The 20,313-nt window shown below is 44.5% G+C and carries 12 protein-coding genes and 2 rRNA genes; 9 read left to right on the forward strand and 5 right to left on the reverse strand.

Annotated features, from left to right (window positions below; translation table 11 throughout):
• The first annotated feature begins 10 nt into the window (after nt 1-10).
• Nucleotides 11-658, forward strand: coding sequence for a response regulator transcription factor (locus MHI27_RS04125; protein WP_042184967.1), 648 nt, complete (start codon nt 11-13; stop codon nt 656-658).
• Complete coding sequence (locus MHI27_RS04130) at nt 642-2,051, forward strand: HAMP domain-containing protein (protein WP_405175675.1); 1,410 nt, start codon at nt 642-644, stop codon at nt 2,049-2,051. The genes MHI27_RS04125 and MHI27_RS04130 overlap by 17 nt, the downstream gene beginning before the upstream one ends.
• Before the next feature lie 695 nt (nt 2,052-2,746).
• Here the strand turns inward: MHI27_RS04130 and MHI27_RS04135 are convergent.
• The 3 genes from MHI27_RS04135 to MHI27_RS04145 are packed head-to-tail and all read right to left on the reverse strand — an operon-like array spanning nt 2,747 to nt 5,780.
• Entirely contained in the window at nt 2,747-3,886 is a 1,140-nt protein-coding gene (locus tag MHI27_RS04135; RefSeq protein ID WP_405175676.1) for a DHHW family protein, read from the reverse strand.
• A 13-nt stretch (nt 3,887-3,899) separates the two neighbouring features.
• Nucleotides 3,900-5,285: an MBOAT family O-acyltransferase gene (locus MHI27_RS04140; protein ID WP_405175677.1), complete on the reverse strand. Its 1,386-nt coding sequence runs from the start codon at nt 5,283-5,285 to the stop codon at nt 3,900-3,902.
• Nucleotides 5,286-5,291: 6 nt separating this feature from the next.
• On the reverse strand, nt 5,292-5,780 hold the full coding sequence (locus MHI27_RS04145) for a DUF4358 domain-containing protein (protein WP_042184975.1): 489 nt from the start codon (nt 5,778-5,780) through the stop codon (nt 5,292-5,294).
• 227 nt (nt 5,781-6,007) lie between these two features.
• Here MHI27_RS04145 and MHI27_RS04150 point away from each other — a divergent pair, with 227 nt between their 5' ends.
• Nucleotides 6,008-6,448: a HEAT repeat domain-containing protein gene (locus MHI27_RS04150; RefSeq protein WP_042184977.1), complete on the forward strand. Its 441-nt coding sequence runs from the start codon at nt 6,008-6,010 to the stop codon at nt 6,446-6,448.
• An 11-nt stretch (nt 6,449-6,459) separates the two neighbouring features.
• Nucleotides 6,460-7,038 carry a hypothetical protein gene (locus MHI27_RS04155; protein WP_405175678.1) on the forward strand — a complete coding sequence of 193 codons (579 nt, stop codon included), beginning with the start codon at nt 6,460-6,462 and terminating at the stop codon, nt 7,036-7,038.
• 80 nt (nt 7,039-7,118) lie between these two features.
• Here the strand turns inward: MHI27_RS04155 and mbcS are convergent, their stop codons facing one another.
• Nucleotides 7,119-8,714 carry an acyl-CoA synthetase MbcS gene (mbcS, locus tag MHI27_RS04160; protein ID WP_076300318.1) on the reverse strand — a complete coding sequence of 532 codons (1,596 nt, stop codon included), beginning with the start codon at nt 8,712-8,714 and terminating at the stop codon, nt 7,119-7,121.
• A gap of 164 nt (nt 8,715-8,878) precedes the next feature.
• Between mbcS and MHI27_RS04165 the strand changes: the two genes are divergently transcribed.
• Both MHI27_RS04165 and MHI27_RS04170 read left to right on the forward strand, forming a co-directional pair.
• Entirely contained in the window at nt 8,879-9,400 is a 522-nt protein-coding gene (locus MHI27_RS04165) for a GNAT family N-acetyltransferase (RefSeq protein ID WP_076300319.1), read from the forward strand.
• A 187-nt stretch (nt 9,401-9,587) separates the two neighbouring features.
• Nucleotides 9,588-10,292, forward strand: coding sequence for a hypothetical protein (locus tag MHI27_RS04170; protein WP_405175679.1), 705 nt, complete (start codon nt 9,588-9,590; stop codon nt 10,290-10,292).
• A gap of 113 nt (nt 10,293-10,405) precedes the next feature.
• On the opposite strand, the gene MHI27_RS04175 is transcribed toward MHI27_RS04170, so the two are convergent.
• Nucleotides 10,406-10,531, reverse strand: coding sequence for a DUF4023 domain-containing protein (locus MHI27_RS04175; RefSeq protein WP_052404154.1), 126 nt, complete (start codon nt 10,529-10,531; stop codon nt 10,406-10,408).
• Between the two features lie 167 nt (nt 10,532-10,698).
• On the opposite strand from MHI27_RS04175, the gene MHI27_RS04180 reads away from it, so the two are divergent.
• The 3 genes from MHI27_RS04180 (at nt 10,699) to MHI27_RS04190 (ending at nt 20,255) form a co-directional block, all read left to right on the forward strand.
• The gene (locus tag MHI27_RS04180; protein ID WP_405175680.1) at nt 10,699-15,033 is read left to right on the forward strand and encodes an S-layer homology domain-containing protein; all 4,335 of its coding nucleotides are present in this window, start codon (nt 10,699-10,701) and stop codon (nt 15,031-15,033) included.
• Between the two features lie 472 nt (nt 15,034-15,505).
• Nucleotides 15,506-17,063: ribosomal RNA gene (locus tag MHI27_RS04185) — 16S ribosomal RNA — on the forward strand.
• A 264-nt stretch (nt 17,064-17,327) separates the two neighbouring features.
• Nucleotides 17,328-20,255, forward strand: a 23S ribosomal RNA gene (locus MHI27_RS04190).
• Together the 16S and 23S rRNA genes form the textbook arrangement of a ribosomal RNA operon.
• Nucleotides 20,256-20,313: the final 58 nt, after the last annotated feature.

Consider the following 20,313-nt stretch of genomic DNA (forward strand, 5'->3'; position numbering starts at 1 on the left):
ATGATGCTACTTGAACATTCTAATTGCCGATGATGAGAAACATATGACCACTATATTGAAGACTTATTTTGAAAAAGAGGGCTATAACGTTTGGGTAGCAGCGGATGGGGAGGAGGCGCTGGAGCTCTTTTTTTCGAATAAAATCGACCTTGTGGTACTGGATTGGATGATGCCTAAGCGAAGCGGGATTGAGGTGTGCAATGAAATCAAGCAGGTTAGTTTAGCTAAGGTGGTCATGTTGACCGCTCGATCTTCCCATGACGATGAATTTAGCGCATTAGATATCGGTGCAGATGAATATATAAGAAAACCATTCGATCCACGGATCTTAATGCTGAGAATCAAAAAAATGCTGGGTACCGAAAAAGTAGCTGCTATACGGGACTTAGAAATTGATTTTGAGCGAAAAAAAGTGTTCAAGAATGGGGAGGAGCTGTCCCTATATAAAAAAGAGTTTGAACTGCTAACCTTCCTATACGAGAATAAAGGGCGGATTTTGTCCAGAGATTCTTTGTTATCTTCCGTTTGGGGGATGGATTATCTTGGTGAAGAGAGAACCGTGGATACACATATCAAAAGATTACGCGATAAGATTGGGGCTGACCACGTAATTACACACAGGGGAATGGGGTACAGCTTCCATGATAAAAATCAATAAAATAAGCACGAAGTTATTGATTATGGTAAGTATTATTCTGCTGATTGTATTTGGGACGTCCTATTCATTGCACAATTTTTTCTCGTCTGATTATTACCTTTACAAAATGAAAACCAAAATTAACGACATATATGACGAAGTAAAGGATCTCAGTCTGGATCAGCTCATGGAGAAAGAAACAGCGATCGAGAACAATAACAATGTAACGATAGTTAGGGTTGAGAACAACGGAAGCGCAACAATAATCAATGAGAACATTCAATTTGCGTTGTACAAAGATAAAGTGGCACTTAATAAGTTCTGGATTACGGAAGAAGTTTTGCAAAAGGTAAACGAAGGAAAAACGGTGAATCTATTATTTAATCAGGGGAAATTGAAGTCCAGTCTATTAACGAAAATATACGAGCAGGATGGCAGTCTAATCCTGATCGGCACTGTGGTTGTGCACAATACAGATGCTTTAAACATCGTAAACCAATTCAGCTTCTATTCTATTCTTTTGGGGATTATTATCAGCTTGCTGTTAGTGGCTTATTTTTCGAGGAAAATCATTACTCCGTTAGAGCAATTGCAGGATGTAGCGAAGGATATCTCTAATCTTGATTTTAAACAAGTGACGATTAAGTCGGGGGATGAAATCGAAGAATTATCAAAGAGCATTAACCAGATGAGTCAGCGCCTGAAAAGTGCCCATGCAGAGCTGGAGAAGAAAAATCAAAGCTTAAACACACTGATCTCAAGCATTTCACACGAGGTAAAAACACCGTTATCCTTAATCCAGGCGTATACCATTGGCATTCAAGACGATTTGGATGATGGTACGTATACGGATATCATTTTGGAACAGGTGAAGTATACGTCTGATATGGTGGATTACTTAATTAAACTGTCCAAGATTCAAAAGACCGAAGTGTATAAAGAAAAATTCGATCTTAAAGAGCTTCTGCTCAAAGTGATCTCACAATATAACATTACGCTTAAAAATAAAAACCTGACGTTACAGACCGACTTCCATTCGGTTGAACGATCCATCGTTGAGGAGGATAGCAGCCAGATAGAAATTGTATTCAACAACTTAATTAGTAATGCCATTAAATATGGGGAAGAGAATGTCTTTGGAATCTCAGTAGCGAATGATACCCAAGGCACTTTGAAATTCACCATTACTAATAAAACCACGCGCCTAAAAGAGAAGCATCTAGCGTATATCTGGGACCCGTTCTATGTCATCGAGGAGTCTCGGAATAAAGAAATCTCCGGAACTGGACTTGGCCTGTCTATCGTCGCGGAGATTCTAGCTAAGAATGATCTAAAATATGAAGCCACATTAGAGGATTCGTATATTAGTTTTAGTGTTTGGTTTGATGTTGAGGTCACAGAAAATAATTGCTAGTGGGAGGAAAATGTCCCTTAAGAAATCTTCAGTTATTGTTGCAACTCTTTCACTCTTAATCAACCTCATAATGAATATGTATCAGGCACTATCAATGATTAAATGTTTAGATTAGGGAAAACCTCCCTAATTATGTGAGATTTATCGTGCTCCAAGCGATAATTAGGGAAAATCTCCCCAATTATCAGGGTGTTTCATTCATAAAGAGGGTATTATCGTATTTATTAGGGAGGATTTCCTTAAAAGTCACAAATTGAGCCGATAATTGACTAATTTTAGGGAGGATTTCCCTAATCCGCAAAGTGGTGTGATGTGAAGCTTAATGCAACGCTAGTGGAATTGAATTGCAGCTCATAATAAATGAAGCACTCCTTCAAGGAGGATTCATTCGCTTTAAAGCTATCAGCAGAGACACGATTCTACACATAATCGTGAATGGTTTTTAGATTTAACCCATAAATATGGTGAAAAGTAACGGAGGGAATTTTGGAACTGTAGGAGCGGAGCGTTCGCCTGAAAGCTTTCCGAAGGAAAGCTCGCATCGGAAGCATATGCTTTGTCTCCGGATGTTATCCGCTGATAGCGGTGAAATCAAAAACATCTGGAGACAACAGCGACAGTAAGTCCAAACATTCCCGCAGTTACGTCCCGTCACCAGATTTATCGTATTATCTCCTTAGCCATCACCTAATCCATCAATTCAGCTTCAAGATCGAAGCATTATCAACAAAGGTAGCTGTATTAAACAGCATCAATACATCCTTAATATCATTCTGAGCCATGTACTCGCTGATACTCCCGTTATAATAACGAATGTCGATCACGTGGATTTCCGGTACATGCTGAGTCAGAAAAGGAATTACACTATGTGCATAGGAGTCCTTGATGACGAGTAGCTTCTCCTGTTTGATCACTTTAGGATCAAGCTGGCTTGTGATTTTCATGAGGGCATGAACGCCCCCTAGAAAATAAGAGTACTTATCTTTTTTCTCCAAATAGCTTGAATCATACATACTTGTTAAAGTCTCACCTGTATCTACAATATGCATCTTGGTGGATACATCATGAACAGGCTTATACACTTGAATGGAATCTGGTGCCACCCCAATGAATTGACTCCGCGTATGGTAGCTTCCAAGGAACGAATCGCTTACCGTCTCAATCTCGAATTCGCTCTGGGACAGAGGTTGCCATCCCATACTTTTAGCATAAGCTACGTAAGCCAAATAAGCGCCGTAGGTTGTCCAGTGATGATCGGTTCGATAATAAATGGGCTCTGCGGCATGCGGAGCAAGAACATCAAATCCATTTATAAAAGTCAGGCTATCCCCTACATCCTCAGCAATCGTTTGATTCACCTCGGCTTGCGAATATACGGGTGCTAACCAAGGCAGACGCTCGTTGTACAAGCCTACCGATGTCGGCGCAAGCAGAAAGGTCGTTTTGGCTTCAGCATTTTTATCGGCAAAACGCTTCACAGCCGCTGTATATTGCTGAACCTTTTTGTGATCAGGTGCCTCGAATTTTTCGAATAAGTAGCCGTCTTTCCCCTTATATATTCCGTTATTCTCTTGCTGCAACCTCATTTGCTCCACCGCCGATTTCACCCATACCCATTTGGCTCGAAAAGGGAAATGATCGGTTACGAAGCTTTCCGCCTCTTCCGCGTAGGTGTGGGATAATAAATTGTCCCATGTCAAATGGGGAGCACTTTGCAAATATCGATTCTCTAACTCGGAGAAACGTTGAACAGGCAGTAAGAAAAAGGTTATACCCACCAGAAACAGCGTCGCGACAAATCCTACCACTAGTATTCGATCCGTTCTCTGCTTCATAAACAATCACCCCCTAGAATCGGAAATATAAGAATGGGTTAAAGGTAGCATCCACTAAGTAAGCGACAGATAGGAAGAACAGCACACCATACCAAATCAGAGAAGGGATCGTTCTATCATCCATACGCTTGAAGAGTTTCAAAGGCACGGATGCTAAAGTTAGTACCACAAGTAGAATCGCGTTTGTGTAAGTGAAGTATAAAGTGGTGGTATCCCACAATGGCTGAGCGTTAAAGCCGAGCATCGCTTGCAAGTAACTAAGCACCAATGGAAGTTCTTCAAAGGCGAACAAGACCCATCCTATGAGAATAAGTACAATGGCATATAGATGCCTTACCCAGCGCGGTAGGCGGCTCAGTAGCTTTAATCCCCACCATTTTTCAAAGATAAGAATAACCCCAAAGTATAATCCCCAGAGTAGAAAATTCCAGCTTGCTCCGTGCCAGATTCCCGTCAATAGCCAGACGATGAGGATATTGCGCACCTGAATGCCTAAACCCCGGCGGTTGCCTCCAAGCGGGATATATACGTAGTCACGAAACCAACTGCTAAGGGAAATATGCCATCTCCGCCAGAAGTCGGTAATGCTCTGTGAAATATAAGGTTTGTTGAAGTTCTCGTTAAAGCGGAAGCCGAACATAAGTCCGAGGCCAATCGCCATATCCGAATATCCACTGAAATCAAAATAGATCTGAAAAGCAAATGTAATAATGCCAATCCAAGCGGTTAAAGCAGGCATGGAATCTAGATTGGAGCTGGAGATGGTGTGCCAGAGCAAACCGATGTTATTGGCAAGCAGCACTTTTTTGGCTAGTCCGATAATGAATCTTCGTACACCCTCTGCGAACATGGGGATATCCACCGAACGCGCTCGTAATTGCTCTGCAATGGTGTTGTATTGAACGATAGGACCGGCTACTAATTGCGGGAACAAGGCTACAAACGTACCGAAATCAATCCAATTTCGCTGTGCTTTAGCAGTTCCTCTGTATACGTCAATGATGTACGACATGGATTGAAAGGTATAGAACGAAATCCCAATAGGTAGTGGTAAATCAGTTAATGGGATATGAGTACCGAGGAGTTCATTTACATTTTGGATGAGAAAATCTGCATATTTGAAATACGACAATAAGCCCAGGTTAATAACCATAGAGCTAACCACAATCCACTTGCGCTGTACCTTAGTTAGCTTCGGTCTACTAAGAAGTAGACCAAAGCCGTAATCCGTAATGGTGGACAGCAACATAATTACAATGTAGACGGGTTCGCCCCAAGCATAAAACACCAGACTGCTTAAGAACAATATGAGGTTTTTGATTCGCCAAGGCGAAACATAGTAGAGTGCAAGGACAGCCGGCAGGAACAGGAATAGGAACAGTAGGCTGCTGAATACCATCGCTAATTATTTTTTAGTAAACAAGGTATCAAATTCAGTCACCAGCTGATCAGCACTCTCCGAAATCACGAATAAGATGTAATTGCCTTTTGTGACCAGCTTATAATTTTGGGCGTTCTCATACTGATCCGGAAGGTATTGTTCGAATTGCTTTTGAATATCAGTCGCACGCTCTTTGACGGCGGTTTCGACAGTAGAGATATCTTTTGCATCTTTAACTTTTAAAATGGCAATTTCGTTACTTTTCACATTCATCATTGGCATTCTAATGCTATAATCTTCAAGTAATGATGGAGCTAGATGGTACAGCTGAGCCACCATATCTTCTTCAACTTCCATTAATGAAGGCTGTTCCACTTTTGCGAGCATCTCGTCGATCATTTCTTTCGGCGTCAGATTGGTTTCGACAACGGCTTCATTGTTACTACTGGAACAGGCGCTAAGCATTACACTTAATACAATAGTTAACGCTAGAATGAAGGTATGTTTTTTCAATTAGGTCACTCTCCTTGGTGTGTTTGATCTACGTTTCTCTAGTTAACTAACGTAAAGAGTCTATAGAATGTTGCGGGACACTTTCTTTCGAATACTTTACCCCAATTTTGTGGAAATATGTTTGAAGGAAAAGGTCATGCAAAGATCTTCCTCTCTTAGCTTGCGCAATGGTTGGTTATACTGTTAATGTTAGATAGATAGTTTTGAATAGAAGGGGATTGAACGGAATGATCGAAGAACTGAACAATAATGGACTACCGGAGAATTACGAGGAATTAAAGAAAGCTGCCAACCGCTCTGCGGATTGGAGAGCCCGTCTAGAAGCTGTTGAAGAACTGGGACAGACTAACCACAAACAAATTATCGATATCCTGACGCGTTTAATGGAGAGCGATCCTGTATATACAGTTCAAGAAGCGGCTTACCTTAAACTGAAGGCATTCGGCGAAGATGTTAAAGCACCTTCCAAGAATAAACCGGAGCTAGTAAAAGGCGTATCCAAAATACTCCTGAGAATCAAGAAGAGCTTGCCAAGAGATCATTCGTACGAAGATTTCAAAGAGAAACTGAAGAAGATGAGAATCGACGTGTACGATATTTACGAAGGCGAAAAGGGCGCTGACTTTGATGCTTGGCTGATGAAGATGTGGAATTCCTCGAACAAGTAAAGGATGACAACATGCAAACTAACAAATTGACAGAACAATTTCAAGAATATCTTAATCTTTCCGCTGACTTACGTCCTGACTATATTGCCAGCTTAGGTAAGGGTGATAATGAAGCGAAGATTACGGCGATTTTTCCGGAAGCCCCTGAACTGCTGAAGGCCATTTATAACACAGTTTCGGGTACAAGCAGTGAGGAAGAAGAACCAAGTCTGATCGAATTTATTCCAGGGTATCGTCTAATTCATATTAATGAATATGAAGCAGAGATGAAGATTTTAGCTGGAATATTGGAGGAAAAAGGCCATCAAGCGGATGGCGTTATCTTGCCGATCTTAACGAACTACGGTAGCGACTTCATTTGTTACTATAAATCTGCAGATGGTGTGGAACGTGTATGTGACCTGCTGCATGATTTTGGGGATCTGATTGTTATGTATGAATCACCTGAAAAGTTCATGGAGACTTTATGTGAGTTCTACAAGCAGGAGGTTTATTTCCTGGATGAAGAGGGTTACCTCGATTGCGATTTAGTAAAAGAGGGCGAAGTAGGCGCGGCTCTAAACCCGGATGCGAAATATTGGTCCGAGTAACAAGCTGATACCCTATAAAGAAGAGCAGCAGTCCTATTACGGACTAGCTGCTCTTTGTTTATTAAATATCTACTGTTATGTTACTCCTGCGCAGCACGTTTCTCCTGCTCGCGAAGCTCTACTCTCCGTATTTTTCCGGAGGTCGTCTTCGGAAGATCTTGAATGAACTCGATTTTGCGTGGATATTTATAAGGAGCGGTCCACTCTTTAACATGGGATTGCAGCTCCTTCACAAGCTCTGGAGAAGCGGCGGTCTCATCTTTTAGTACAATAAAAGCTTTAACGATGTGTCCGCGGATTTCATCCGGACTTGCTACGACCGCGCATTCCTTAACCGAAGCATGTTTCATAAGGGCTTCTTCTACTTCGAAAGGACCTATGGTGTAGCCCGAACTAATGATAATGTCATCTCCACGGCCCTCGAACCAGAAATAACCCTCTTCATCTTTCCGTGCCCGGTCACCAGTTATGAAGAACTCGCCGTGAGTAGAGCTTTCTTTTCTGCCAGGGTCTTTGTAATAGGTATGGAATAACGCTGGCATGCTTAGGTGCACTGCGATATCTCCAACAACTCCAGCAGGTAACGGAATGCCGTCCTCATCTACCACTTCAATTAGACCAGGGGCAATAGACTTACCCATAGAACCTATTCGGATAGGTGTATCTTTGAGAGTACCGATAATAAGCGTACTTTCTGTTTGACCGTAACCATCACGAATCGTGATATTGAATTCCCGCTGGAAGGTGTTGATAACCTCTTGATTCAAAGGCTCTCCAGCGGAAACCGCGCAGCGAAGGTGGGACAAGTCATACTGATTGAGATTTTCTAATTTGGCCATCAAGCGATATTCGGTTGGCGTACAGCATAATACCTCGATGTTGTGATCTTGTAACAACTGTAAATATTTTTTGGGATGAAAAGATCCACTATATACAAAGCCGGTCGCCCCGTTGCCAAGGACGGTTAGGAAGGGGCTCCAGATCCACTTCTGCCAGCCCGGTGCTGCTGTTGCCCAAACGGTGTCGGTTTCTTTGATATCGAGCCATTGAGGCGATGTGATACGTAAGTGAGCATAACCCCAGCCATGACTGTGAACGACTGCTTTAGGGTTGCCAGTTGTTCCAGAGGTATATGCCAAGATCGCCATATCGTCCCGGTGGCTTTCGACTGCTGTGAATTTATCTGGCTGATCAATCATTAGGCCTTCCAGATCTAGCCATCCATGACCGAGCTCGTCAGGGTCGCCGGATACGGAAAGACGGTAATCCAGAGCAGGCAGATCGTCCGAGATTTTATTAACTTCATCAGTGACCTCGGACCAGGCAATAACAGCTCTGGCTTCGGAATGCCGCAGACGATAAGATAAATCCTTTGCGCGAAGCATTTCTGATGAAGGGATAATGGCAAGTCCTAGCTTCAGACATGCTAAATAGATGACATAAGCGATGATTCGACGGGGAACCATTACAAGAACACGATCCCCTTGCTGAAGGCCGAGTGCTGCGAGCCCTCCGGCAAGCTGGTTAGCTTGCTTGCGAAGATCTCCGTAAGTGATCTCCTCGTAGTCTCCTTGTTCATTCAACCACTTAAGCGCAATCTTTTCCGGAGCATGACGTTCCATTTCCGAAGTGAGATTGTAGTACTCAGGTGCGATCCACTGCTGATTATTCAATATGAACCTCTCCTATATAAAACAAGATGTGTATAACTGTTATGCTTAGTATAGCACGTTATCCTAGTACCAGGTACTAGTACCTTGATGCCTAAATTTGATATCATAGGGTTCAGAAGGTTAAGATAACTTGTGTAAATATAAATCCAGAAAGTGAGAACTATGTTATGAATCACACAACTTTTGATGAAATATTCGCTATTATGGAAGCCTCTTTTCCTACCTCCGAGATCAGAACCTATGAGGGGCAACAGGAGTTATTGGATGTTCCACATTATCGATTGATTACCGAAGTGAATGCTGAGGGGAAAATCATTGCTTTTATAGCTTGCTGGGAGTTTCCAGGATTTCGATTTGTAGAACATATTGCCGTGGACCCAAGTATAAGAGGTGGGGGCATTGGTAAAAAGCTGATGGAAGAATATATCCGTCAGTCGGGCAAGCCTGTGCTTCTTGAAGTAGAGCCGCCACTGGGTGAAATGGAACAACGGAGAATTGGCTTTTATGAGCGACTGGGCTTCCATTTGAATCCTTATGCTTATGTGCAGCCCCCTCTGCGTGAGGGAAATGCGGATTTACCGCTTCAAATTATGACTTACCCTAACCCTGTCGATGTAGAAGAATTCAATCTTTATAGAGAAATTTTATATACAGAAGTGTATAAGGTTACAACGCCGTATCAAAGTTAATCTAACAGCAATCCGTACGATCCTTTTTAGGACAAGCGGGTTGCTGTTTTTATTTTTTTTGAATTAATGATATTTTGATTTTTTTAATTACAAAATGGGTACAAGTAAGAAACAACTTAGAGACATAATCTTATTTTGTTTGAGCTAAAGTAAGAACAAAGATTGAACTTTCGAGGAGGGCTTACTTATGAAAAACAAAAAAATAATTATAGCAACAATGGTGTTTGGGATGGTAGTCACAGGATCAGCCGGTGTGTACGCAGGAACTAAACTTCAGAAAATTACGGCATATCTCAATCACAGCATTGGATTTAAGGTGAATGGCACGGCTTATACGCCAGTTGATAATAAAGGAAATGCACTGGCACCAATTACGTATAACAATACAACCTATCTTCCTGTACGTGCGATTGCTGATGTGATGAAGGTGCCTGTGACCTTTGATGCGGTGAACAATCAGGTTATTCTTGGCACAGGAGGCTCGGTGACTGACACTATTTCTCTGGCTCCTGTACAATACAGCAACACTCAGAAACAAGAGATTGTTAAAGCCTTCGCCAATTTCCAAGGTTTTGAAACAGCCTATGCACCTACTCAAATGGTGAGTGGAGACGCATTTCAAAAAGTAGTGGGTTCAGATGACGGTGTGAACTTTCAGTTTAAGCAGATGAAGGTGAACATTTCTCCTCGTGATTACGCTTACGAATATAAAGGTGAGACCGTAAAGCTCTCTAACGGAACCGAAGCTAAATGGTATAGTCCATCCACCGATTCGTTGTTCTTGACCTATAAACTGGATGATCGCTTTGTTACTATTAGTTCTCCGAATAAAACACTGAGCAAGACGCAATTAGAAAAAGTAGCAGTAAATGTAGTGAAATGGACGAAGTAAGCCCTCATTAGCACTTATCTTTGTGCCTTAAAAAGTAAAGCAGCAAGTCTCCCGTAGTTGAAGAGGCTTGCTGCTTTTTTTGTCGTGTTTGGGAGCCAATGATTTAAACGCTTTTACTTACTGTGCTGTTTATTTGGCAGCTTTTGACTTGGTGTACTTTTACCGTGATTTTCTTTATTCTTTTCAGCTTTCTTTTGGGTGTCGTGTACTTTTTCTACAAAAGCATGAGTATCGTCCATGTTTATCCTCCTTGATTGGCAACCTTGCCGTTACTGTAACCACTTTTGTAAGAATACATACACGATGTACTTTACAAACTTCTATGTTTATAAAGACATTGCGAAAATATTTAATAGTTACTATAAATGGATGCAAGCATTTCATAGAACAGTAAGGGAGACTGATTATGAACAGGTTATTTAAACAAGCTGTATCCATGACCTTAGCTTTCGTTATGGTACTGGGAATTACATTCACAGGAATACCAGCTTATGCTGAAGACAGCAATGGGGATGCTGGACTACTGCAATTACAATCGTTAGAGCCTGTTACATTATTGGCAGGGAATTCTACGTGGAAGTATCTAGATCACGGAACAGATCAAGGGACGGTATGGCGGTCCGTGTACGATGATTCAACATGGGCGTCTGGCCAAGCACCGCTTGGTTATAAAGATAGTGGATCCGGAGTCAGCAGCAAGCAATTTGGTGCTCTGAACACAAATATAAGCTACGGTTCTAATAAGAGTATGAAATATCGTACTTCTTACTTCCGTACAAACGTAACGGTGAATAAGGAAGAGATTGCGAAATCCGATAAAATCTTGGGTAACTTCGCATTTGATGACGGAGCTGTACTATATTTGAACGGTAAAGAAATTTACCGTGAGGCTATGCCAGCGGGCGAAATTAATTTTCAAACAAAAAGTTCAACTAACTTAAGTGATCCAAACGAATATACCAAGGTAGACCTTACCGAAGTAGTAAAGGCTAACTTAAAGGACGGAAGTAATGAGCTTTCAGCTGAGGTGCATCAGTCGAGTGATGGTAGCTCTGACCTCTATTGGGATATGAACCTGATTGCTTATCCGGTAGTAGAGCCTGTAGACCCTGGAGTTGGGAAGCCTGAGTCTATCGCACTTACTTTTAACGGAAACCCTCAGACTAGTATGGGATTCAACTGGTATGCACCTGAGAGTGTGACGGGTACCAAGCTTGAAGTAGTAGAAGCTTCTAAATTAGTGGACGGTCAGTTCCCGGTAGGTGCTCAAACTTACGAAGGAACATCGGTTACAACAAGCGTGTATATGACCAAAGCGGATAAGTCAGCCAAGAAACCAGTAGTACTGACTAGTCATAAGGTCATTGCTGATCATTTGCAGCCGGGAACGGAGTATGCTTACCGTGCTGGGGATGGACAAGCTGACAATTGGAGTGACATCGGAACGTTTACAACAGAAAGCTCCAGTAATCAGGCATTTAAGTTCTTATATACAACGGACTCTCAAGGTACAACTGAAGGTGATTTTGATATTTGGAATCATACCCTTCAAGAGGGATTGGCTAAATTCCCGACAAGTGAATTCATTCTGAATTCCGGTGATTTGGTAGACAACGGTGATATTGAGGAGCAATGGGGATGGTTCTTCAATAAACCAAAGGATATTCTAGCAAATATTCCATTGGTTCCACTGGTAGGTAATCATGAAAGTAAGAGTTATAGCAATTACACAACTCATTTTAATTTACCTAATGTCTCGAATACGGGCGCAAAACCAGATGGCTCGGTATATTCTTTTGACTACGGTTCAGCACACTTTATGGTTATTAATACAGAATATTATGGTGCTAGCTCAAGTCTTGAGAATAACGAAATTTACAAAAAACAAGTAGAGTGGCTGCGCAGTGAAGCCGCGAAAAGCGATCAGAAGTGGAAGGTTGTGCTTTTGCATAAATCACCTTATTCTGTTGCCAGTCACACAAATGATACAGATGTACTCTATTACAGAGCTAATTTGACAAAGGTATTTGATGAGCTTGGTATTGACATGGTTATCGGAGGACATGACCACACCTATACTAGAAGCTATCAAATGTACAACAATCAGCCGTTGACGGATATTAAGCCGGACAAAAACGGAGTGGTAACTGATCCTAAGGGTACGTTATACCTGATTACAAATGCAGCGGGCAATAAAAAATATAATGTTGGCGCAGGTCCGTTTCCTTTTGCAGCTAAATACGAGCAGCCTGGTAAGGAAATGTTCACAGGAATGACTGTAACGAATAATGAATTTTCATACGAAGCCTACACCACGACAACTGGTGGATCTACTGACTTGTATGATAAATACAGCATTCATAAGTCTGACGTAGCTGTTAAACCTGTGCAAAATGCAAAAGCTACTGTAGCAGATGGCGGAAAAATCACGTTAACTTGGGATGCGCCTGCATCCGGTGCACCGGTATCAGGATATCGCATTTATGAGCAAAATGATCTGGTATCTGCAAACTGGACGGTCAGTGTTCCTAATACGGAAGGTCAAACTTCTTATAATTACACTGTAGAAAATACTAATCCGAACCAAGCCTATCAATTTGTTATCAAAGCTGTAAGTGACAGAACCAATTCAGAAGCTAAAATTGCTTCTACCGATTCTATCAAAAAAGTTACCGTTACCTTTAACGGCGATCCAGTGAGTGCAAAAGGATTCACTTGGTACACAGCGTTGAAATCTGCAGGAAGCGACCTGCAGGTTGTAGAGAACACGGGCGTTACTCCAGACTTTACAAAAGCTGCTGAGTTTACAGGACGTTCAGCTGTTTCCAGAAATTCAAAGGATGAATTAGTTCATAAGGCTGAAGCTTCTGGCCTTAAGGCTGATACGAAATACTACTTCCGTGTAGGTGATAAAGCACTAGGATTGTGGAGTGCAGTGGGAACTTTCGAAACAGCTGCTAAGACAGGTGCATTTACTTTCATCGATCTGGCGGACACACAAGCTAAGACCGAAGATGAGGCTATTCTTTCTGGAGAAACGATGGCAAAAGCACTTACGACATTCCCGAATGCTGAGTTTGTGGCGATTAACGGAGATATCGTAGATACTGGAACCAACGAATCACAATGGAATTGGTTGCTTGGCCATTCGCAGGAAACCTTGCTCAATACGACTATTGTTCCAGTTGCGGGGAACCATGAGGATAAAGCGAATGCCTTCTATGAGCACTACAATATTAAGGAAGCCGCAGGCTCACCAACAGAAACAGGAGCATACTATTCCTATGATTACAGCAATGCGCACTTTGTAGTCTTGAACACGAATGAGAATTCGGATGAATATGCTAACTTCAGCAAAGCACAGTTGGATTGGATGAAGGCCGATGTAAAAGCAGCGAAGGTTGCTGGAGCGAAGTGGATTATCGTCGCTATGCATAAAGGACCATATACAACCTCTAACCATGCTACTGACAAAGATATTATGGGCGCTAATGGAGAAAGAGCGAAAGTCGCTCCAATGATGGCTGAACTGGGCATTGACTTGGTTCTTCAAGGCCACGACCATATTTATGCACGGACGAAGCCAATCAAGGCCGACGGAACTGCAGCAGACACAGTGAAAATCAAGGAAAGCTTCAATGGTCAAACGGTAGAGTACACAGTAAACCCAGATGGAACAATCTATCTGATTCCAGCTACGGCAGGAGCGAAGGTTTACTATAAGAACATGAAGAAAGAATTGGGAGATGCTTACTATAATCTCTTTGAAGTAGCCAATGAGAATACAGCAGCTAAATACGGAGCGGACCCAAGTGATGCTACGCGTCCAATGCGCGGTCAAGTTCAGACCTTTGTTGGTATCACTGTAGATGCAGGGAAGCTGACAGCTGTATCTTATGAGATTGATCAGAATGTTAATGAGGCTAGACCATATGTTCTTGAAGAGTTCGGTATTGTTAAGGGCGATGAGAATGGTGGAGTTACACCAACACCAACACCAACACCAACACCAACACCAACACCAACACCAACACCAACACCAACACCAACACCAACAACAGAGCCGACAACAGCACCAACGACAGCGCCAACAACAGCACCAACGACAAAACCGACAGCAACACCAACACCAACAGTAGCGCCAACAGCTACACCAGCACCGACAACGGCGCCTTCACCAACTGCGACGCCAGTTAGTAAGCCATTTTTAACGGATACTAGCAATCACTGGGCGACTGCTGTTATCGAGAAAGCAGTAGCAGCTGGCTTCGTTAGTGGTTATCCGGATGATACTTTCCGTCCGAATCAGAAAGTAAATCGGGTTGAATTTATCACAATGCTGGCACGTGCATTACATTTGCCGGAGAATGGTGACACTTCAAGCTTTAAGGATTCTGCGAAGATTCCAGCATGGGCTAAGTCTTTTGTGGCACAGGCTGTATCTCTGCAAATTATCAGTGGCTATGATGATGGAACATTCCGTCCTACACAGGAGCTAACACGTACAGAATTAGCAGTTATGGTTGTTCGTGCTCTTGGTATTACGGTAGATCCTAAAGCGACATTAACCTTCAATGATGCTAAGGATGTACCAGCATGGGCAGTGCCATATATTGCAGCAGCAGTGAAATCAGGCCTTGTGAATGGTGTAGGGCAGAATAAATTTGCACCTAACCAGAAGGCAACAAGAGCAGAGGCGGTTACCATAATCCTTGCATTATTAGAAAAAGGGCAGAAGTAATCTATTATCTGCGTGAATTGAACTCAAGCTTAGCTTGTATCTAACAAAGGGGTCTCAGCTTATCTGCTGGGGCTCTTTTGTGTTTAATGCTTTTTGTATAAGAGGCCATCACTTTGCCGGAAAATATCACTAAGGAAGTGGACTATTATGATGAAGAAGTAACAGAATACAAAATAATATGAATTTTAAAAAAATGCTTGCAATGAATCTCTATACATGATATATTCTAATTCCGGCCAAGAAATACACATGCCGAGCTCGAAAAAGAAGTTAAAAAAAGAGCTTGACATTAAATAGCCGAACATGATATAGTATAAGAGTTGCTGCTGAGACATTAAACGGCGCCAACGAGAACTTGATCTTTGAAAACTGAACAACGAGTGAGTAGGAAATCACGAAAGTGATATCCAAAATTAGAGAATTAATTTTCTCGTCAGATGTTTCAAAATGAGCATATCGCTCTTTTCAATACTAATTGGAGAGTTTGATCCTGGCTCAGGACGAACGCTGGCGGCGTGCCTAATACATGCAAGTCGAGCGGGGTTATTTTGAAAGCTTGCTTTCAAAATAACTTAGCGGCGGACGGGTGAGTAACACGTAGGCAACCTGCCCCTTAGACTGGGATAACTACCGGAAACGGTAGCTAATACCGGATAATTTCTTTTTTCTCCTGAAGAAAGAATGAAAGACGGAGCAATCTGTCACTGGGGGATGGGCCTGCGGCGCATTAGCTAGTTGGTGGGGTAACGGCCCACCAAGGCGACGATGCGTAGCCGACCTGAGAGGGTGAACGGCCACACTGGGACTGAGACACGGCCCAGACTCCTACGGGAGGCAGCAGTAGGGAATCTTCCGCAATGGACGAAAGTCTGACGGAGCAACGCCGCGTGAGTGATGAAGGTTTTCGGATCGTAAAGCTCTGTTGCCAGGGAAGAACGTCCGGTAGAGTAACTGCTATCGGAGTGACGGTACCTGAGAAGAAAGCCCCGGCTAACTACGTGCCAGCAGCCGCGGTAATACGTAGGGGGCAAGCGTTGTCCGGAATTATTGGGCGTAAAGCGCGCGCAGGCGGTCATTTAAGTCTGGTGTTTAAACCTTGGGCTCAACCTGAGGTCGCACTGGAAACTGGGTGACTTGAGTACAGAAGAGGAAAGTGGAATTCCACGTGTAGCGGTGAAATGCGTAGATATGTGGAGGAACACCAGTGGCGAAGGCGACTTTCTGGGCTGTAACTGACGCTGAGGCGCGAAAGCGTGGGGAGCAAACAGGATTAGATACCCTGGTAGTCCACGCCGTAAACGATGAGTGCTAGGTGTTAGGGGTTTCGATACCCTTGGTGCCGAAGTTAACACAGTAAGCACTCCGCCTGGGGAGTACGGTCGCAAGACTGAAACTCAAAGGAATTGACGGGGACCCGCACAAGCAGTGGAGTATGTGGTTTAATTCGAAGCAACGCGAAGAACCTTACCAGGTCTTGACATCCCTCTGAATCCACTAGAGATAGTGGCGGCCTTCGGGACAGAGGAGACAGGTGGTGCATGGTTGTCGTCAGCTCGTGTCGTGAGATGTTGGGTTAAGTCCCGCAACGAGCGCAACCCTTAACTTTAGTTGCCAGCAGGTAAGGCTGGGCACTCTAGAGTGACTGCCGGTGACAAACCGGAGGAAGGTGGGGATGACGTCAAATCATCATGCCCCTTATGACCTGGGCTACACACGTACTACAATGGCCGGTACAACGGGAAGCGAAACCGCGAGGTGAAGCCAATCCCATCAAAGCCGGTCTCAGTTCGGATTGCAGGCTGCAACTCGCCTGCATGAAGTCGGAATTGCTAGTAATCGCGGATCAGCATGCCGCGGTGAATACGTTCCCGGGTCTTGTACACACCGCCCGTCACACCACGAGAGTTTACAACACCCGAAGTCGGTGGGGTAACCCGCAAGGGAGCCAGCCGCCGAAGGTGGGGTAGATGATTGGGGTGAAGTCGTAACAAGGTAGCCGTATCGGAAGGTGCGGCTGGATCACCTCCTTTCTATGGAGAATCGTCTTCTGCAATGAAGACATTCAAATCGGAAGTTAAACTTCCACAATCTCAGGTTTAGGCCTGTTACTCACTCGTTGCTCAGTTTTGAGAGTTTAAGCTCTCATCTTTAAACTTGATCCTTGAAAACTGGATACCGAAACGAATTTGCGTTTTAGAACATCTTTTAGCTAAAACTTGTGTAAACAAGTACGTTAGTTATTAGCTGGAAGCGAAGATTTTCAATTGTGCGAACAAGCGAAACATCGGAGCGAAGGTTAAGCTAATAAGAGCACACGGAGGATGCCTAGGCGCCAGGAGCCGACGAAGGACGTGGCGAACAACGAAACTGCCTCGGGGAGCTGTAAGCAAGCTTTGATCCGGGGGTGTCCGAATGGGGAAACCCAGCTGTGGTAATTCGCAGTTACTCATCTCTGAACACATAGGAGATGTAGAGGCAGACCAGGGGAACTGAAACATCTAAGTACCCTGAGGAAGAGAAAACAATAGTGATTCCGTCAGTAGCGGCGAGCGAACGCGGAACAGCCTAAACCTAAGAGCTTGCTCTTAGGGGTTGTGGGACGTCTCACATGGAGTTACAAAGGAATATGGTAGGCGAAGAGGTCTGGAAAGGCCCGCGATAGAGGTAAAAGCCCTGTAGCCTAAACTGTGTTCTCTCCGAGACGGATCCCGAGTAGTGCGGGGCACGTGAAACCCCGTATGAATCCAGCAGGACCATCTGCTAAGGCTAAATACTACCTGGCGACCGATAGTGAAACAGTACCGTGAGGGAAAGGTGAAAAGCACCCCGGAAGGGGAGTGAAATAGAACCTGAAACCGTGTGCTTACAAAAAGTCAGAGCCCTATTAATGGGTGATGGCGTGCCTTTTGTAGAATGAACCGGCGAGTTACGTTTAACATGCAAGGTTAAGTCGAGAAGACGGAGCCGCAGCGAAAGCGAGTCTGAATAGGGCGACTCAGTATGTGGACGTAGACCCGAAACCGTGTGATCTACCCCTGTCCAGGGTGAAGGTGCGGTAACACGCACTGGAGGCCCGAACCCACGCATGTTGAAAAATGCGGGGATGAGGTGGGGGTAGCGGAGAAATTCCAATCGAACTCGGAGATAGCTGGTTCTCCCCGAAATAGCTTTAGGGCTAGCCTCGGTATAAGAGTAGTGGAGGTAGAGCACTGATTGGGTGCGGGGTCCGCAAGGATTACCAAGCTCAGTCAAACTCCGAATGCCATATACTTATTGCCGGGAGTCAGACAGTGAGTGCTAAGATCCATTGTCAAAAGGGAAACAGCCCAGACCATCAGCTAAGGTCCCCAAGTGTGTGTTAAGTGGGAAAGGATGTGGAGTTGCACAGACAACCAGGATGTTGGCTTAGAAGCAGCCACCATTGAAAGAGTGCGTAATAGCTCACTGGTCGAGTGACTCTGCGCCGAAAATGTAACGGGGCTAAACACACCACCGAAGCTATGGCTAGATACGTATGTATCTGGGGTAGGGGAGCGTTGTATGTGGGTTGAAGGTGTACCGTAAGGAGCGCTGGACAGCATACAAGTGAGAATGCCGGTATGAGTAACGAAAAGATCAGTGAGAATCTGATCCGCCGAAAGCCCAAGGTTTCCTGAGGAAGGCTCGTCCGCTCAGGGTAAGTCGGGACCTAAGGCGAGGCCGAAAGGCGTAGTCGAAGGACAACAGTTTGAAATTACTGTACCACCGTAATCCGCTATGAGCGATGGGGTGACGCAGGAGGGTAGTGACGCGGACTGATGGATATGTCCGTCTAAGCAGTGAGGCTGATGTGTAGGCAAATCCGCACATCATTAAGGCTGGGCTGTGATGGGGAGCGAAAATTATAGTAGCGAAGGTCATGATCTCACACTGCCAAGAAAAGCCTCTAGCCAGGAGAAGGTGCCCGTACCGCAAACCGACACAGGTAGGCGAGAAGAGAATTCTAAGGCGCGCGGAAGAACTCTCGTTAAGGAACTCGGCAAAATGACCCCGTAACTTCGGGAGAAGGGGTGCCCCGGTAGTGTGAATAGCACGAGGGGGCCGCAGTGAAAAGGCCCAAGCGACTGTTTAGCAAAAACACAGGTCTGTGCGAAGCCGCAAGGCGAAGTATACGGGCTGACGCCTGCCCGGTGCTGGAAGGTTAAGGGGAGTGGTTAGGGGTAACCCGAAGCTATGAACCGAAGCCCCAGTAAACGGCGGCCGTAACTATAACGGTCCTAAGGTAGCGAAATTCCTTGTCAGGTAAATTCTGACCCGCACGAATGGCGTAACGACTTGGGCGCTGTCTCAACGAGAGATCCGGTGAAATTTTAATACCTGTGAAGATGCAGGTTACCCGCGACAAGACGGAAAGACCCCATGGAGCTTTACTGCAGCTTGATATTGAATTTGGGTACGATCTGTACAGGATAGGTGGGAGCCGTAGAAATCGGAGCGCAAGCTTCGGTGGAGGCGCCGTTGGGATACCACCCTGATCGTATCTAGGTTCTAACCTAGTACCCTAATCGGGTACGGGGACCGTGTCAGGCGGGCAGTTTGACTGGGGCGGTCGCCTCCTAAAGAGTAACGGAGGCGTTCCAAGGTTCCCTCAGAATGGTTGGAAATCATTCGAAGAGTGCAAAGGCATAAGGGAGCTTGACTGCGAGACCTACAAGTCGAGCAGGGACGAAAGTCGGACTTAGTGATCCGGTGGTACCGCATGGAAGGGCCATCGCTCAACGGATAAAAGCTACCCTGGGGATAACAGGCTTATCTCCCCCAAGAGTCCACATCGACGGGGAGGTTTGGCACCTCGATGTCGGCTCATCGCATCCTGGGGCTGAAGTAGGTCCCAAGGGTTGGGCTGTTCGCCCATTAAAGCGGTACGCGAGCTGGGTTCAGAACGTCGTGAGACAGTTCGGTCCCTATCTGTCGTGGGCGCAGGAAATTTGAGAGGAGCTGTCCTTAGTACGAGAGGACCGGGATGGACGTACCGCTGGTGCACCAGTTGTTTCGCCAGAAGCATGGCTGGGTAGCTACGTACGGACGGGATAAGCGCTGAAAGCATCTAAGCGTGAAGCCCCCTCAAGATGAGATTTCCCAATTAGTAAGACCCCTTGAAGACGACGAGGTAGATAGGTTGGAGGTGGAAGTGCAGTAATGCATGGAGCTGACCAATACTAATCGGTCGAGGGCTTATCCTATACTTAAGACGCAAATTCAATTCGGATTCAGTTTTCAGGCATCAAGCCTGAGCATTTA

Origin of the sequence: Paenibacillus sp. FSL H8-0261, assembly GCF_045040645.1 — a bacterium.
Classification (GTDB): Bacteria; Bacillota; Bacilli; order Paenibacillales; family Paenibacillaceae; genus Paenibacillus_AQ.